The organism is Phaeobacter sp. G2, assembly GCA_025163595.1.
Taxonomy (GTDB): Bacteria; Pseudomonadota; Alphaproteobacteria; order Rhodobacterales; family Rhodobacteraceae; genus Pseudophaeobacter.
Map to the genome: position 1 here is coordinate 2100468 of CP104100.1, position 15472 is coordinate 2115939.

The window sequence follows — 15472 nt, forward strand, 5'->3', positions numbered from 1 at the left end:
CCATGGATGCGCGTGCGATCATTGCCACCCTGCGTCGGGGCGGGCAGCCCAGCGAGGCGGAGCTGAGCTGGTTTGCCGAAGGGCTGGCCAATGGTGAGGTCAGCGATGCCCAGGCGGGGGCCTTTGCCATGGCGGTCTGCCTGCAGGGGCTGGACCAGTCGGCGCGGCGCGCCCTGACCCTGGCGATGCGCGACAGCGGCGATGTGTTGCACTGGGACCTGCCGGGACCGGTGATGGACAAACACTCCACCGGTGGCGTCGGCGATTGTGTCTCATTGCTGCTGGCGCCGGCACTGGCGGAATGCGGTGTCTATGTGCCGATGATCTCGGGGCGGGGGCTGGGTCATACCGGCGGCACCCTGGACAAGATGGAGGCCATCCCCGGCGTCACCACCCAGATCTCGCAGCAGCGGCTGCACCGGATCACCGCAAAGGTCGGCTGCGCCATCGTTGGCGCCACTGGGCGCATCGCGCCGGCGGATAAGCGGCTCTATGCCATTCGCGATGTCACCGCGACGGTGGAAAGCCTTGATCTGATAACCGCCTCGATCCTGTCGAAAAAGCTCGCCGCCAGCCCCGAGGCTTTGGTGCTGGATGTGAAAATCGGCTCAGGCGCCTTTATGAAAACCCTTGAAGAGGCCCGCGCCCTGGCGCGCTCACTGGTGGATACTGCCAATGGGGCGGGGTGTCAGACCACGGCGCTGATCACCGATATGAACCAGCCCATCGCCCGCGCCCTGGGCAATGGGTTGGAGGTGGCCGAGGTGATGCAGGCGCTGACGGCGGGCAAGCCCTGCCCGCTGATCGAAATCACTGCGGCCCTGTCCGGCATCTTGCTGGCCCATGCCGGTCTGGCAGGGAATGACACCGAGGGGGCAGAGCGGATCACCGAGGCATTGCTGAGCGGGCGGGTGGCCAGCCGTTTTGGCCGCATGGTGGCTGCCCAGGGCGGACCCGATGATTTTGCCAGCCACTGGCAGCGCTATCTGCCGGTGGCTCCGGTGATCCGCGAGGTCACAGCGCCGCGCGCGGGCTATGTCAGCGCCATGGACGGTGAGGCCCTGGGGCTGGCCGTTGTGCATCTGGGCGGCGGGCGCTTGGTCGAGGGCGATCTGGTGGATCCTGCTGTGGGCCTGTCGGATCTGGTGCGCCTGGGCCAGTGGGTCGAGGCCGGCACCCCGCTGGCGCGCATCCATGCAGCCCGCGAAAGCGCGGCACAGGTGGCCGAGGCCGGCGTGCGAGAGGCCATAACCCTCACATCGCAGGCGCCAGAGCTACCGCCTCTTGTCTACGAGAGGATCAGCTGATGGCGCGTGCTTTTCTGGTGGTGATGGATTCCCTTGGCATTGGCGGTGCGCCGGATGCCAGTGAGTTTTACAACGGCGATCTGCCGGACCTGGGCGCCAATACCCTGGCGCATATCGCCCAGGCCTGCGCAGCGGGCCGGGCCGAGCAGGGGCGCTCTGGCCCTTTGCAGGTGCCCCATCTCGAGGCGCTGGGCCTGGGGGCGGCCCTGCGGCTGGCCTCATCCCAGCCGCTACCGGGATTTGAGGCCACGCCAGAGGGGCTTTGGGGCTGCGCCGCTGAGGTGAGCCGGGGCAAAGACACCCCGTCGGGCCATTGGGAGCTGGCCGGGCTGCCGGTGCCCTGGCAGTGGTGTAACTTTCCTGATGCCGATCCGGCCTTCCCGCCAGAGCTGACAGATTTTGTTGCAGAGGCAGCGGGGGCTACAGGCATCCTAGGCAATTGCCATGCCTCCGGCACAGATATCATTGCCCGCCATGGCACTGCCCATATGCAAAGCGGCCAGCCGATCTGCTATACCTCTGCCGACAGCGTGTTTCAGATCGCCGCCCATGAAGACAGCTTTGGGCTGGAGCGCCTGTTGGACCTGTGCCGCGCGGTGGCGCCACGGCTGCATGAAATGAAGGTCGGGCGGGTGATCGCGCGCCCCTTTGTTGGCACGCCTGAGCAGGGATTTACCCGCACCGCCAACCGGCGTGACTTTGCCATTGTGCTGCCCGCCCCGGTGCTGACCAATTGGGTGCAGGACGCAGGCCAAAGAGTGCATGCCATTGGCAAGATTGGCGATATTTTCACCATGTCCGGCATTGATACGCTGAAAAAGGGCTGCGACGCCCAGCTGATGCAGCATCTGGCCGAGGCGATAGATCAGGCAGAGGAGGGCAGCCTGACCTTTGCCAATTTTGTCGAATTCGACAGTCTGTATGGCCATCGCCGCGATCTTGCGGGTTATGCCCGTGCTCTGGAATGGTTTGATGCGGAACTGGGCAAGCTGCTGCCGCGCCTGCGCCCTGGTGACATGCTGCTGCTGACGGCGGATCATGGCAATGATCCCAACTGGCCCGGCACCGACCACACCCGCGAACAGGTACCTGTTCTGGTGGCGGGTTGTGGCGCGGGCTGCATTGGACAGCGGGCTTTTGTGGATGTTGCGGCCTCTGTTGCGGCGCATCTGAACGTGGCGGCTCAGGGGCCGGGGCGCAGCTTTCTTTGACCATCAGATCAAAAGCCACTTGCCCTGACAGGGCGCAGGCGCATAAACCCGCGCTGAAACATCATGGTATTCATTGTAGGAGAGAGCCCAAATGAGCGAACATCTGACCGTTGTTGATCACCCGCTGGTACAGCACAAGCTCACGCTGATGCGCGACAAGGGCACCTCGACCTCTGAGTTCCGTCGCCTGCTGCATGAGATCACCCAGCTGCTGGCCTATGAGATCACCCGCGAGCTGCCGGTGACCCATACGACCATCGACACGCCGATGGAAACCATGGACTCGCCCATCCTGGCCGGTAAGAAGCTGGCGCTGGTGTCGATCCTGCGGGCTGGCAACGGCATGCTGGACGGGGTGCTGGAGCTGGTGCCCTCGGCCCGTGTAGGCTTTGTTGGTCTGTACCGTGACGAAGAAACCCTGCAGCCGGTGCAATATTATTTCAAAGCCCCCAAAGAGCTGGGCGACCGGATGGTCATCGCAGTTGATCCGATGCTGGCCACCGGCAATTCCTCGGCGGCGGCGATTGATCTGCTGAAAGAAGCAGGCGCAACCAATATCCGCTTCCTCTGCCTGCTGGCAGCCCCAGAAGGGGTGGCGCGGATGAAAGAAGCCCATCCAGATGTGCCAATCGTCACCGCGTCTCTGGACCGCGAACTGAACGACAAAGGCTATATCATGCCCGGTCTTGGCGATGCTGGTGACCGGATGTTTGGCACCAAATAAACCCGCTTTTCTAGCGTGTTACTCAATGGCAGCAATCGGGAAACTATTTACCTGAATGCTGCCATATTGTTGTCACAGGCGGCTTTACTCATTCGACTAAATGAGGCATCCTAACCCCATATATAGTGGGGCCTTGGTATGAAACTTACAAGAATTGTTGCGCTTGCCATTATAGCGGCCTCTGCCGCAGCCGTGGTTGAGACTTCAGCGCTGCAGGCGCAGACTTTGCGGTCTGTCAGCTCTCCTGCCCAGTATCCGCCAGCCTCCTTTAAGGGCAACCAGTTTGTCGATAGCCGTGGCTGCGTCTATATTCGCGCCGGTATTGATGGCAATGTAAACTGGGTGCCGCGGGTGGCGCGCAATCGCAAGCAACTGTGTGGCTATAAACCAACGGCTATCGCCGGGACCACTGCGCGCCCCACCCAAAGTGCCGCACCTGAACAGATCACTCTGAATGGCGGGGCCGCGTCCTCCTCCGCTGCTGCATCTACAGCCCGTCCTGCGCGCGCCCGTCCGGCTGCCAGTGCGCCGCGCCGCGCCGCTGCAACAGCTGCTGCGCCCACTGTGGTGACCACGACGCGGGTTCGGCGCACGCCGCAAACCACCACCGCGCGGGTTGCGCCAGCGCCCAAGACCCGCCGCACCTCAGCGGCCGCTCCGGTTCGCATTCAGGCCGCCCCTGTTGCCCGGGTGCCCAAGCCCCGCGCCACGGCCTCCAACCAACCAACTGGCGCTTCTCAGGGCGGCTGCGCCGGGGCCTCGGCGATTAGCCAGCAGTATAGCAACCAAAGTGGCGTGCGCTGCGGGCCGCAGGCGCAATCCCCTGTCAGCTATGGCTCAGGCGGTGGCATTGGCCCGCAGTCCTCGCTGCAGCTGACGCCCAATACGCGGGTGCTGCCGGTGCATGTCTATCAACAGCAGCGCCATAGTCAGGGGTTGACCACGCCAGCAGGATACAATCCAGCCTGGAAGGATGACCGCCTGAACCTGCGTCGCGCCGAGCGTGATCTGCGTCCGGCAATTTTGACCAGCCAGACAGAGGTGCCTGCGGGCTATGTGCAGGTTGGCCGCGGCGATGACCGGATGAACCCAATGCGGGGCGTCCGTACTGCCCAGGGCGACGCGCAGATGGCGGCAATCTGGGACAATGGCACACCGCGCAGGCTGCGCGACCTGCCGCTGGATCGCCAGGTTGTGACCAGCCAAAACAGCCGCACCGATGATTTTGAGGGCGAGGCCTCAAGCGGCCTGGCGCTGCGGCTGTCGAGCCGCTCGCAACCCGGTGCGACCCTGGAGGAACGCTCTGTGGCCTCTGCCTCGCGCTATGTGCGCGCCGCGACCTTTGCTGATCCGGCTGAGGCACAGCAGGCGGCGCGGTCTCTGGCTGCCACCGGTGTGCCGGTGCGCCTTGGCTCGGTGTCGCGCAATGGTCAGCCCTATAAGGTGGTGATGGCCGGACCGTTTGGCAATTTGAATGCAGCTGAACAGGCGCTCAGCACAGTGCGCGCTGCTGGCTATCGTGGTGCGCGTATCAGTCGCTAAGCGCCGCTTGGCCGCGCCTGCATCTACCTACCTGCATCTGTAAGGCCGTATGATTGGACAGCGCTTTATCAGCGCGATTGCCGCTTACCAGCCATAAAGCGCCCAGAGCACCCCCGGATAGCGCCCGGCGGGGCGCTGTCACTGTCTAGCCGCAGATGTTTTGTAGCTGCACCCAGTCGCGATCATTCAGCACCGGCTCCAGCACCCGGCCAGCCATGGGATCGGCTTCGATCAGACCAAGCGTGGTTTCACCGGTCACATCCAGCGCATAGGCATAGGGCGTCGAGGGAATGGCGGCGCGGGCAAACTCGGCCAACAACAGATCATCCGGCAACACTGGGCGCGGCGCGGCCAGCACGGTTTCGGAGTAGCGATCCAGGGTTTCGCGGGTCAGCTCACCAGTGGTGAGCAGCCGGAAAGAGGCAAGGAAACCGCCAACCTCCAGCAGCTCCGCCAGCGGATCGTGCAGATGGGCGCGGGCGCGCTCGGCCAGGACCGCACCAGCGGCAACCGCCGGATCTTCAAAATCTTCCACCAGGCTGCGGTTCAGCAGCACTATGCCGCCGGGCAAATGCAGGCTGCTGGCGACGCCTGAGCGCATGATCACCAGTTGCCGCACGTCGGTGCGTGCTGCCAGTTTGGCCAGAATCGGGCTGGCCTCCGGGGTGGCGCAGGCCTGCCCAGAGACCCGTTCAATGCGGCCCAGCAAGGCCTGTCCGATCGCCTTGGTCTTGATCTCTGGCACCACTTTGACTGCGTGGTTTTGCATCAATCCTGGCAGCCCGAAGACCACCAGCAGTGCCACCAGCGCCAGGCTGCCAAAGATGCTCACCACCCGCAATCGGCCAGGATGGGGGCGGGCGCGCTCAATCGCGGTGCGGACCTTTTCGATGGCCTCCAGCATTGTCGTTTCATCCTGGGGGATTTCCAGCTGTTCACCGGGGTCACCATCCGGGTGAAACAGGGCCGGAAATACACCGGGGTTGGCCCGTTCCACCGCCGCCAGAGACCAATGCGCCAGCACCCGGTCCTGCATATCGGTGATGGTGAGCGTCGCATCGCCAACCGAAATGATCACGTCACGACGCTGCGCGTCTGGGCTCGCTCGCCAAAGGCCCGCAGCCTCAAGTCGTTCGAATTCCCTCAGAACGGTCATTCATCCTGCCTGTGTTGCCTGTTTTCGTTGCCAAAAGCCTAGCATGGCTCTGCCGCAGGCGGCAAATGGCTTTGCATAGCAAAGGCCTTGAATAGCGCGATTTTCCCAGGGTGGCGCGTCGGATCGGCAATGGCAGGCGCGGGGCGGGTGTAGATCACTGTGTATTTTTGATCAAATTACTGTAACGTGAGGGGTGTTGTTGTGATGTGAGAGAAAGCGGAGAGATGACAGGGATTTCTGTACGGGCGGCGCGGGTTGAAGACGCCGCGATCGTTGCTGATTTTGTACATGCGCTGATTGATGAGCTTTCGGGTGGGAAAGCGCCCGCAAAGCAGGGGGTTTTTGACATCGCTCAGGCATTGCTTGCGGGGGCGGATGTGAGTGCAGCCATCGCTTATGCCGGGGACGCGCCAGTTGGTGTCATCACGCTGAACCAATGTGCCGCAATGTATGCTGGTGGCAAATTTGGCGAGATATCAGAGCTATACGTGCGCCCTGACATGAGGTCGCAAGGGGTTGCGCAGCTGCTTTTGGATCATGCGCAGCAAGAGGCGCGGGCGCGGGGGTGGGCGCGTCTTGAGGTTGGCGCGCCAAGCCAGCCTGAATGGCACCGCACACTGAACTTCTACCTGCGCAATGGGTTTGATGAGGTCGGCCCACGGCTGCGGCGTTTGGCCTAAGGCCCAGCCCCCTGCAGCAGCAAGGGGGCCGGGGCTGTAACCGGGCTTGGTTACAGGGATTTTGCGGTTTCGCGCAGCTCGAACTTTTGAATTTTCCCGGTAGAGGTCTTGGGAAGCTCCTGGAAAACCACCCGCTTTGGCGCCTTGAAACCCGCCAGAGTCTCGCGGGCAAAGGCGATCAGTTCCGCCTCGGAGACCTCTGCGCCCTCTTTGAGCTCCACAAAGGCGCAGGGCACTTCGCCCCATTTGTCGTCGGGTTTGGCCACCACCGCCGCCAGGTTCACCGCCGCATGGCCCATCAGCACGCCTTCGACTTCGACAGAGGAGATATTCTCGCCGCCGGAAATGATGATATCCTTGGCCCGGTCGGCGATCTGGATATAGCCATCGGGGTGCTGCACCGCGATATCGCCAGAATGGAAATAGCCGCCCTCAAAGGCTTCGGCGGTGGCTTCGGGATTTTTCAGGTAGCCTTTCATCACCGAGTTGCCGCGCATGACAATTTCACCCTGATCGGCGCCGTTCCGGGCGATCTGCTTCATGTCGTCATCCATTACGGTGATATGGTCCATCATTGGGAAGGCAACCCCCTGGCGGGCCTTGATGGCGGCGCGGCCCTGGTGGTCCAACCCATCCCATTTGTCGCCTTTCCACAGGCATTCGGTGACATGGCCATAGGTTTCGGTCAGGCCGTACACCTGGGTGACGTGAAAGCCGAGGGTTTCGATCTTTTGCAGCGTCGCAGGGGCGGGCGGGGCACCAGCGGTAAAGACCTCAACGGTGTGGTCAAAGGCGCGGCGCTCTTCTTCCCTGGCGTTGACCAGCAGGTTGAGCACAATCGGCGCGCCGCCAAAATGGGTGACCCCGTGGTCGCCAATGGCGGTGTAGATCGCGCCGGGGGTGATGTTGCGGCAGCAGACCAGAGTGCCGCCCAAAACCGGCATCATCCAGGTGTGGTTCCAGCCGTTGCAGTGAAACAGCGGCACAATCGCCAGATACACCGGGTTCATCACCATGCGCCAGGAAATCACCGTGCCCATGGTCATCAAATAGGCACCGCGATGGTGGTAGACGACGCCCTTGGGGCGACCGGTTGTGCCAGAGGTATAGTTCAGCGCCAGGCTTTCCCATTCATCCTGCGGCATGATCCAGTCAAAATCATGCTCGGCGGCGTCCAGCACCTCCTCATAGGCAGGATGGCGGCCGGTGGCCTCGAAACCGGCCTGCGGATCCGGCACCTCGATCAGCAGCGGCGGCTGGCCCGCCATCTGCGCCACGGCGGCCTCGGCCAGGGGCAGGAACTCGGTATCCACCAGCACCACCTTGGCGCCGCCGTGCTCAAAGATATAGGCAACCGTGTCAGTATCCAGCCGGGTGTTGATGGTATTGAGCACCGCACCACAGGCGGGCACGCCAAAATGGGCTTCGGCCTGGGCGGGCAGATTGGGAATGAGGGTGGACACCACATCGCCGGGTTTCACCCCCATCCCCGCCAGTGCCGAGGCCAGCCGGGTGCAGCGATCATAATAGGCGGCATAGGTCTTGCGGTGATTGCCATAGATCACCGCCGGAATGTCGCCAAAAACATGTGCTGCCCGGCGCAGATGCGACAGCGGTGTCAGCGGTACGTAGTTTGCTGCGGTCTTCTCCAGGCCCGCCTCATCAGCCATCCATCCCATCAGCTATCCTCCCGTGATTCTTTTGGTATGTCGGTTTGAGAACAGATAATGAGCAAAGTTGCAGGCATTGGAAGAGCTATGAAACAGATTGCAGCCCTTCCACCCCATGCAGGACATCAAACAACGGCGGCGCAGGCCATGTTGGCGGCGATGGCGATTATTGGCGTCACTGATAACGTCGTGCCTCTGATGGCAGAAACCATGGGGCTGGGGCAGTTCTACCTGCTACGCACGCTGGTGGCGCTGCCAATTCTCTGGGTGCTGTCGAAGATGGGTTTTGGCAGCATGATGCCGCGTCGCTTTGGCGCAGTGGGGTTGCGGGCTCTGTTGGTGGCTCTGGCGATGGTTTTCTATTTCTCTGCGGTGGCCTTGATGCCGATAGCGCAGGCGCTGGCAGGTCTGTTTACCTCGCCGATCATCATCGTGGTGGTTTCGGTGCTGTTTATGCGGTTGCGCATCGGCATGGTGCGGATTGCAGCGGTGATTGGCGGATTTGTCGGAGTGCTCTTTGTGTTGCAGCCCGATGTTGAGGCCTTCGACTGGCTGATCCTGCTGCCGGTTGCAGGCGGGTTTTTCTACGCGCTGGGGTCGATCGTCACCGGCACCATGTGCAAAGAGGAAAGCACCGTTGCGATGCTGTTCATCTACCTTTTGGCCCAGGGGCTGATCGGGGCAGGCTTATTGGTCGCAGTCGAGATCTGGCCGCTGCCCGTGGGGCAGGGCGCAGATGGGTTTGTCACCCGCGGGTGGGTCTGGCCGCTTTGGGAGATGTCGCATTTTATCTTGCTGCAGGGCTTTGCCGCCGTGGCTGGGGTGTTTCTGATCACCAAGGCCTATCAGCTGGGCGAGGCGTCTTTTGTCGCCGTGTTTGAATACTCAGTGCTGCTGGTCGGCCCGGCCATCGCCTGGGTGGCCTTTGGTCAGGTGCTCAACCTTTGGCAAATGCTGGGAATTGCCTTGATTGTTCTCGCAGGCTCCACCCTGGCGTTGCGCTCTTCCAAGGGGGCGTAATTGGCGAGGACCGCAGAAGGCCCAATATGAGCCCATGCACTCTCAATACCTGTTTTGAGCGGTGAACGGATTTGGTCGCAGTCTCAAACGAGGCATGGGGGCCAAGAACCAGCCCGTTTGGCGCGAGGTTTATAACCATTGGTCTGAAGACGCCGATAAGATCAGACACCCGCCCGCCAAAGCCCAGTTCTTGACCAAGATCGACATCTGCCATGGGTCATCCGGCACCAAGTGAAAGACGCTGGTGAGCAGGCAGTACATGGCGAGTGTGCGCCCAAGAGATTTCAGGAACTTGCCGGCAATTAGAAGGCCCGCAGCCAGAGCGTTAAATGCAAGGGCGGGCCAGACGAGCCATTCAGGCATCCCATATCCGGCCAAAAGCATTCTTGCCGGGGCGGGATCAATTGTTTTCTGCGCCGCTCCGGCAAGAAACAGGAACGCCAAGAGGTATCGCCCAAAGGCCCATTCAAGCCGTCCGCTCATCCGGCAGGAGCGAATGACAAGCTGAGCCCATTCAAGCAATGGCGTTTGCCGGTCGGCTCTGGCCCATCATCAAAAATATGACCCAGATGGCCGCCGCAGCGACGACAATGTACTTCGGTCCGGACCTGAAAGATGAACCTTCGGTCCTCTTTTGTCCTAACCGCATTTGGGAGGCTTTCAAAAAAACTCGGCCAGCCGGTTTCGCTGTCATACTTGGCCTCTGCGCCATAGACAGGCAGGTCGCATCCGCGGCATCGGTAGGTGCCGGGGCGCGTCTCTTCATTCAAGGGGCTGGTGTAGGGTTGCTCGGTCTCTTCCTCGCGCAATACGAGGTATTCGTCGTCGCTCAAACGGGCGCGCCACTGGGCTTCGCTGCGGCAAATCTCAAAGTCGCAGGTCTCAGCGGTCAGCGGCTGCGCAAGCATGGCCGCGCCAGTGGTCAACAGGAATGCTCGACGGTTCATAACATCACCTTTTGAATAATTGCGCGGATAGGAGAGCCCTGTGGAGGCCCTCCCATCCGCTCGCCTGCTCGATTTATTTTGGAACCAGAACGGAATTGACGACGTGGATCACGCCATTCGACTGATTGACGTCAGCGATTGTTACCAGGCTTGCATTGCCGCTTTCGTCGAGGATGTAGACATTGTTGCCCTTGACCTGGGCAGACAGGGCGTCACCTGACACGGTATTGAAGTGATAAAAGCCGTCGGATGAGGCACGCGCCTGACGTGCGATCTCTGCGGCGGACCAATCACCGGCCACCACATGCGCGGTCAGAACTTTGACCAGCATATCTTTGTTCTCAGGCATCAAGAGCGTTTCGACCGTTCCCGCAGGCAAGGCCGCAAAGGCGTCGTTTACGGGTGCAAAGACTGTGAAAGGCCCAGGGCTTTGCAGCGTTTCGACCAAGCCGGCAGCCTTAACAGCGGCAACAAGTGTCGTGTGGTCGGCTGAATTCACCGCGTTTTCCACGATGTTTTTAGTCTCGAACATGGCGGCGCCGCCAACCATCGGGTTTTCGGCATAGGCTGCGGTTGCAATGGTCAGTGCTGCTGCGGTTGTAGCGATTTTGGATACGATTTTCATGCTTATTTCCTCTCATGATTGTCCGCAATTTCCTGCGGCTATGAGGGAACCACGGCGCCCGGCCGGAAACAGTTTCAGCCGGCGCGAAATAAATCTGCATCAAAGAATTCGTCGAGAGCGAGAATGGCTCCTGTCGGCGCGCCGGTTGGTGATCCGCCTGCCGGTTCATCCGAGACCGCCAGAGTTCCGCCGTCGATCAAGGCGGCAATCTCGGGCGTGATTTCGAACAGGCTTTCGCGATCCGCAGGGATCACGCCCAGGGACACCGGCGCTGGTGCGTCTGCGCCGATGACCCAAAGCTCAAAATCGCGGCCTGTCGCGGGCCTGCCCTGTTCCGGGATGACTTTGAACAGATTGCCGTCCGGGGCGTAGCCTGCCTCGATATGCAGGCCGCCGTCTTGCGAGATCAGCGTCGCATGATGCGTGGGATCAAAAGCCGGGCCGCGCAGCATCGGGCTGAAGACGAGGAATGCGGCCAGGGCAACGGCGGCCATTGCGGGGAAAGCCAACCAGTTCCAGCCCCATCCACGACCCCAGGCCCATCCACGGCGCCGGCGCGCGGCCTCGCCGCCCAATTCGGCGACAAGCTTTGCCCTGACCGAAGGCGATGGGGTGTCTTCCGGCAGCTCCATGGCCATGGTTGCCAACTCTGCCTCCCAGAACTGCACATGCGCGCGAAGATCCGGTTGGGTCTGAAGCCGCGCTGCAAAGGCCTGCTCTGCGTCCGCGTCCAGCAGGCGCAAGACGTATTCAGCAGCCAGGGCCTCGTCTTCCGGTATGTCCTGAAGGTCGCTCATCGTGAAAGGCACTCCTTCAAAGATTGCAGGCTGCGGCGCAGCCAGGTGCGCATCGTATTCAGCGGCACGTCAAAACGGTCCGCAAGCGTTTGGTACGTCGCCCCGTCGAGATAGGCGGAGCGGACAGCATCGGCACGGTCTGGCGGTAGTTCCGCGAAACAGGCACTGATGCGACGTTGTTCAGAGGCTGCTATACTTGCAGCCTCAGGCCCTGGACGCTTTTCGACAAGCTCACCAACACTGTCGAGGTCCACATGATTGCTCTTTTTCGCACGCAGCCGGTCTATGGCCAGATTTCGCGCAACGGTTATGAGCCATGTCATCGGAGAGTGACCCGTCACCGCATAGCGGTCAGCCTTGGCCCAAATCCGCAGATACACGTCCTGTAGTGCGTCCTCGGCTTCTGAGCGGTTCTTCAAGACACGTAAACAGACACTGAATAGTTTCCCGCTTGTGGCATCATAAAGCGCGGCCAGTGCAGCCCGGTCACCAAGCGCGACCCTGCCAATAAACTCTTCGATGTTCTTGCGGTCTGTCATAGGTGTTTTGAGCAGCTCAAATAACTTCGTCTTGTCTTCCTGACAGAAATGGTCCCGAACAGCAATCTCTTGCCACCGGGACCATCCTGCACTGGTATGAAGGAACTCATTTACCCATCGCGACGAATTACTTGCCGAGCGACGTCGCGAAGCCCGTAATGCCACCCATTTTCAGATCGGCCTTCATCGTGGAGGCCCCTGTTTCGAGGTCAATCTCGTAAAGGCCAGCCGATCCGGCGCCTTCCATTTGCAGGATTGCAAGTGCCATGTTCTCGCCTTCCTTGGACGAGACGATGTCGAAGCCACCCATCGGGGCGAGGTCGACAGCGGCACCGTCAACGGTGATCTTGCCGATGGTTTTCAGGGTGCCTGCGTTGTTTGCCAAGCTGACCAGCGTGTCGGTTTCGGCATCAAGCGCATATTGGAATGTCGCGCCCGCTGTCTCGCCATTGATCGCGTTTGTGTAGGCATTGGCAAAGATCATCGGTGTTTTATCTGCCATGGCGTCCCCGTCAGAGTAGGCGAGGTCGGTAAAGCGGCGTACAGAACCTGCGCGCTCATCATTGTCACCGAAGCCTTCGGGAAAATAGACGAGGTTGTCGCCGGCCGATGTCACGGCGCGAACGGCGTCGATCTTGTTGTTGAAGTCAAACGCCACCATTTTTCCGTCGCCGATCATTGCACCGTCCATGAACGACGCGCCCAGATCGGTCATTTCGCCCGACATCGGGTCGATCACCGCGATCATTCCATCGGAAAAGCCAAGCAACTCTCCGGTCACGGGACGCCATGCAATCGCGCTCAACGGAGAGGCAAGGCTGTAGGTCATCACCTCTCCGGGGGCGTTCACATCGCTCATCACAACCAGCGTCGCGCCATCATTGGCCAAGGCATAACCCGAAACAGCTGCGTGACCTGCGGCAAATGCCGGACCGGTCGCAAGGGCAATCAAGGATGTCACAAGAGCTCGAGTTTTCATCGTATTTCCTTTCAAATTGGACATGTTACGCACCGTACTGGATGCGCTCTGACCTGAACCACGAAAGGCAGTGCTGGATAGTTTCAAAAACTTGATCACTTTGAAATTTAGTTGGTGAAAAAGTCCGGCGCCCACATTGATCGTTTCGTCGCAGCCGCAGCGCATTTCTGGTTTGTCCGGCTCTGCGCCCTTGACCTACGGCCCCAGCACCGTGTCGGTGTGCTGACACCGCAAACGGCGGTTTTGATCCCGGTTTGACCAATAGTGCGGCAGAAATGAGCAGCGGCTTTGACGCGGCGCTCCAGCAAGGGGCTGCTGTCAGACGTGAACCGAGGCTAGACGGCGTGTGAACCACAGCGCGACCAGGATCGACAATCCGCCGAGCATGAACGTGATCCGCAAGCCGTCGACAATCGCAGCTTCGGCGGCTTCCTCAATAGCGGTGCTTCCCACGCCGGCTGAGAAGACGGCTCCCATGACGGACGCCCCGGATATGAGACCGATGTTGCGCGACAGTCCGAGCAGGCCCGACACCGCGCCGCGCTGGTCCGCGGACACGTCTGCCATCACCATCACGTTGTTGGCGGATTGAAACATCTGGTATCCCGGCGTCAGGATCGCGATTGCCGCGATATAGCCTGCGACACCGAATGTCGCGGGCAACACCGATAGCGAAAGAGCTCCGGCGGCCAGGGTTCCCAGCCCGAGCGTCAGAACCCGCTGGCCCCCCCAGCTGTCGACCAGTCGACCCGACGGCACGCCAGTGCAGATCGACAGGACCGGCCCGACCGACATAACGAGACCGACGATCGCCTCTTGCAGGCCAAGCGCGACGGCGAGGTAGAACGGCCCGACCACCAACGTAGCCATCATCACATTCGCCACCAGAAAGTTTGCCGTTAGGCCTGCAACTACGCCATTTTCTCCAAGCGCGGACAAATTCAATCGCGGCGTTGTCCCGATCGGCGCGACCGCTGGCAGGAGCCGCAAAGCCAATCCGGCCGCCAACAGACCAACCGGAACCAGAACAAGGAAGATCGCATGCCATCCGACCCAGCCGATAAGCACGCCGCCGAGAGACGGGCCAAGTGCCGTTCCAATGGCCGACATCGTGCCGAGCCATCCCATGGCCCGTCCGACACGCTCGGTCTCGACTGTCTCTCGCACAAGGGCAATGGCGAGTGTCATCATAAATGCGGCACCGATCCCCTGAAGCGCCCGTGCCGCGACCAGCATCCACAGATTGGATGCCAGGCCGCAAAGCGTGGATGCCAGAGCGAATAATACCAGACCAACAGCGAGCATCCGTTGCCGACCAAAAACGTCCCCGAGACGCCCTGCGATCACAACAAAAAGGGTGATCGACACCAGATAGGCGATCACAACCCATTGCACCCATTGAAATGACACGTCGAAGGCCACCGCCAGCGTCGGGAGTGCGATATTGGCGATGCTGGTTCCCAGCGAGGCCAGCACCATGGACAGCGAAAGACACAGCATCCCCCCGCGCTGCGCGGCCTTTGGTGGCGATGGTTCGAATGTCTGCATCTGTGTACTCCACTTGCGAGAATCGATGTGAACGGGCACCTTACGAATTCAAGCCAACTTGAGGTCAATCATGAAACTGATCGATATCGGCGAGGTGTCGCGTCAGGCCGGTATCCCGGCATCGGCACTGCGTTATTACGAAGAGATTGGTCTGATATCTTCGGTGGCTCGACACGGGCTAAGACGGCAGTTCGAACCCGATGTGCTTTTGCAGCTTGCGCTGATCTCTATGGGGAAGGCGGCGGGTTTCTCGCTTGAGGACATCTCGGCAATGTTTGGTCCAGGCGGAAAGCCCGACCTGCCAAGAAAGGATCTGCACGACCGTGCAGATGAACTGGATCGGCACATTGCAGAGCTCACCGCGCTACGCGATACCCTTCGCCATGTTGCCGACTGCCCGGCTCCGTCGCATATGGAGTGCCCAACCTTTAGACGACTCGTCGACCTTGCTGGAAAACGGCGACAAAAACGGATCAAGCCACCTTTGCAGACCTTGGGTTAGTCTGGACGAATGGCCGCGTCGTCTGCTCAGCCTCTGAGCCGCTATTGGCCCCACAAACGCGCCGGCTTTCTATCCCAAAGGTGTCAGAGATCCGCTAGGAGCCGAATTGATCAGTGCTGCACAACGCTTGAATGACCGCCAAACAGAAATTGTGGCTACATCCATTATTCATAGCGATACCATGGTGATCTGATCCAGGCTGACTGACGTAATCGATAAGATTGA

The 15472-nt window shown here is 60.8% G+C and carries 16 protein-coding genes; 7 read left to right on the forward strand and 9 right to left on the reverse strand.

Annotated features, from left to right (window positions below):
* Positions 1-2: 2 nt before the first annotated feature.
* The 4 genes from N1037_09995 to N1037_10010 all read left to right on the forward strand — a co-directional run bounded on the left by N1037_09995 (position 3) and on the right by N1037_10010 (position 4784).
* On the forward strand, positions 3-1307 hold the full coding sequence (locus N1037_09995) for a thymidine phosphorylase (GenBank protein ID UWS77639.1): 1305 nt from the start codon (positions 3-5) through the stop codon (positions 1305-1307).
* Positions 1307-2518: a phosphopentomutase gene (locus tag N1037_10000; GenBank protein UWS77640.1), complete on the forward strand. Its 1212-nt coding sequence runs from the start codon at positions 1307-1309 to the stop codon at positions 2516-2518. The genes N1037_09995 and N1037_10000 overlap by 1 nt, the downstream gene beginning before the upstream one ends.
* A 91-nt stretch (positions 2519-2609) precedes the next feature.
* Entirely contained in the window at positions 2610-3242 is a 633-nt protein-coding gene (gene upp, locus N1037_10005) for a uracil phosphoribosyltransferase (protein ID UWS77641.1), read from the forward strand.
* Between the two features lie 138 nt (positions 3243-3380).
* Positions 3381-4784, forward strand: a complete 1404-nt coding sequence (locus N1037_10010) for an SPOR domain-containing protein (protein ID UWS77642.1) — start codon at positions 3381-3383, stop codon at positions 4782-4784.
* Positions 4785-4929: 145 nt separating this feature from the next.
* Here N1037_10010 and N1037_10015 read toward each other — a convergent pair whose 3' ends face one another.
* Positions 4930-5940: a hypothetical protein gene (locus tag N1037_10015; protein ID UWS77643.1), complete on the reverse strand. Its 1011-nt coding sequence runs from the start codon at positions 5938-5940 to the stop codon at positions 4930-4932.
* A gap of 224 nt (positions 5941-6164) precedes the next feature.
* Here N1037_10015 and N1037_10020 point away from each other — a divergent pair, with 224 nt between their 5' ends.
* The gene (locus N1037_10020) at positions 6165-6620 is read left to right on the forward strand and encodes a GNAT family N-acetyltransferase (protein UWS77644.1); all 456 of its coding nucleotides are present in this window, start codon (positions 6165-6167) and stop codon (positions 6618-6620) included.
* Positions 6621-6670: 50 nt separating this feature from the next.
* Here N1037_10020 and N1037_10025 read toward each other — a convergent pair whose 3' ends face one another.
* Positions 6671-8299, reverse strand: a complete 1629-nt coding sequence (locus N1037_10025; protein UWS77645.1) for an AMP-binding protein — start codon at positions 8297-8299, stop codon at positions 6671-6673.
* Positions 8300-8377: 78 nt separating this feature from the next.
* On the opposite strand from N1037_10025, the gene N1037_10030 reads away from it, so the two are divergent.
* Entirely contained in the window at positions 8378-9310 is a 933-nt protein-coding gene (locus N1037_10030; protein UWS77646.1) for a DMT family transporter, read from the forward strand.
* 129 nt (positions 9311-9439) lie between these two features.
* Here N1037_10030 and N1037_10035 read toward each other — a convergent pair whose 3' ends face one another.
* The 7 genes from N1037_10035 to N1037_10065 form a co-directional block, all read right to left on the reverse strand.
* On the reverse strand, positions 9440-9793 hold the full coding sequence (locus tag N1037_10035; GenBank protein UWS77647.1) for a DoxX protein: 354 nt from the start codon (positions 9791-9793) through the stop codon (positions 9440-9442).
* Positions 9790-10257, reverse strand: a complete 468-nt coding sequence (gene msrB, locus N1037_10040; GenBank protein UWS77648.1) for a peptide-methionine (R)-S-oxide reductase MsrB — start codon at positions 10255-10257, stop codon at positions 9790-9792. The genes N1037_10035 and msrB overlap by 4 nt, the downstream gene beginning before the upstream one ends.
* Positions 10258-10330: 73 nt before the next feature.
* Positions 10331-10882 (reverse strand): fasciclin domain-containing protein, encoded by a 552-nt coding sequence (locus tag N1037_10045; protein ID UWS77649.1) that lies wholly within the window; start codon positions 10880-10882, stop codon positions 10331-10333.
* Between the two features lie 74 nt (positions 10883-10956).
* Complete coding sequence (locus tag N1037_10050) at positions 10957-11679, reverse strand: anti-sigma factor (GenBank protein UWS77650.1); 723 nt, start codon at positions 11677-11679, stop codon at positions 10957-10959.
* The gene (locus N1037_10055) at positions 11676-12218 is read right to left on the reverse strand and encodes a sigma-70 family RNA polymerase sigma factor (GenBank protein ID UWS77651.1); all 543 of its coding nucleotides are present in this window, start codon (positions 12216-12218) and stop codon (positions 11676-11678) included. Before N1037_10055 ends, N1037_10050 begins: the two co-directional genes overlap by 4 nt.
* 127 nt (positions 12219-12345) lie before the next feature.
* Complete coding sequence (locus tag N1037_10060) at positions 12346-13362, reverse strand: DUF4394 domain-containing protein (protein UWS77652.1); 1017 nt, start codon at positions 13360-13362, stop codon at positions 12346-12348.
* A 153-nt stretch (positions 13363-13515) separates the two neighbouring features.
* The gene (locus N1037_10065; GenBank protein ID UWS77653.1) at positions 13516-14745 is read right to left on the reverse strand and encodes an MFS transporter; all 1230 of its coding nucleotides are present in this window, start codon (positions 14743-14745) and stop codon (positions 13516-13518) included.
* A 70-nt stretch (positions 14746-14815) separates the two neighbouring features.
* Here N1037_10065 and N1037_10070 point away from each other — a divergent pair, with 70 nt between their 5' ends.
* Positions 14816-15247, forward strand: coding sequence for a helix-turn-helix domain-containing protein (locus tag N1037_10070; protein UWS77654.1), 432 nt, complete (start codon positions 14816-14818; stop codon positions 15245-15247).
* The last annotated feature ends 225 nt before the right edge of the window (positions 15248-15472 follow it).

What these genes read in the sequence shown, in the direction of transcription:
- N1037_09995 (UWS77639.1), top strand. Translation starts at nt 3, where the DNA reads ATGGATGCGCGTGCGATCATTGCCACCCTGCGTCGGGGCGGGCAGCCC.
- N1037_10000 (UWS77640.1), top strand. Translation starts at nt 1,307, where the DNA reads ATGGCGCGTGCTTTTCTGGTGGTGATGGATTCCCTTGGCATTGGCGGT.
- upp (UWS77641.1), top strand. Translation starts at nt 2,610, where the DNA reads ATGAGCGAACATCTGACCGTTGTTGATCACCCGCTGGTACAGCACAAG.
- N1037_10010 (UWS77642.1), top strand. Translation starts at nt 3,381, where the DNA reads ATGAAACTTACAAGAATTGTTGCGCTTGCCATTATAGCGGCCTCTGCC.
- N1037_10015 (UWS77643.1), bottom strand. Translation starts at nt 5,940, where the DNA reads ATGACCGTTCTGAGGGAATTCGAACGACTTGAGGCTGCGGGCCTTTGG.
- N1037_10020 (UWS77644.1), top strand. Translation starts at nt 6,165, where the DNA reads ATGACAGGGATTTCTGTACGGGCGGCGCGGGTTGAAGACGCCGCGATC.
- N1037_10025 (UWS77645.1), bottom strand. Translation starts at nt 8,299, where the DNA reads ATGGGATGGATGGCTGATGAGGCGGGCCTGGAGAAGACCGCAGCAAAC.
- N1037_10030 (UWS77646.1), top strand. Translation starts at nt 8,378, where the DNA reads ATGAAACAGATTGCAGCCCTTCCACCCCATGCAGGACATCAAACAACG.
- N1037_10035 (UWS77647.1), bottom strand. Translation starts at nt 9,793, where the DNA reads ATGAGCGGACGGCTTGAATGGGCCTTTGGGCGATACCTCTTGGCGTTC.
- msrB (UWS77648.1), bottom strand. Translation starts at nt 10,257, where the DNA reads ATGAACCGTCGAGCATTCCTGTTGACCACTGGCGCGGCCATGCTTGCG.
- N1037_10045 (UWS77649.1), bottom strand. Translation starts at nt 10,882, where the DNA reads ATGAAAATCGTATCCAAAATCGCTACAACCGCAGCAGCACTGACCATT.
- N1037_10050 (UWS77650.1), bottom strand. Translation starts at nt 11,679, where the DNA reads ATGAGCGACCTTCAGGACATACCGGAAGACGAGGCCCTGGCTGCTGAA.
- N1037_10055 (UWS77651.1), bottom strand. Translation starts at nt 12,218, where the DNA reads ATGACAGACCGCAAGAACATCGAAGAGTTTATTGGCAGGGTCGCGCTT.
- N1037_10060 (UWS77652.1), bottom strand. Translation starts at nt 13,362, where the DNA reads ATGCGCTGCGGCTGCGACGAAACGATCAATGTGGGCGCCGGACTTTTT.
- N1037_10065 (UWS77653.1), bottom strand. Translation starts at nt 14,745, where the DNA reads ATGCAGACATTCGAACCATCGCCACCAAAGGCCGCGCAGCGCGGGGGG.
- N1037_10070 (UWS77654.1), top strand. Translation starts at nt 14,816, where the DNA reads ATGAAACTGATCGATATCGGCGAGGTGTCGCGTCAGGCCGGTATCCCG.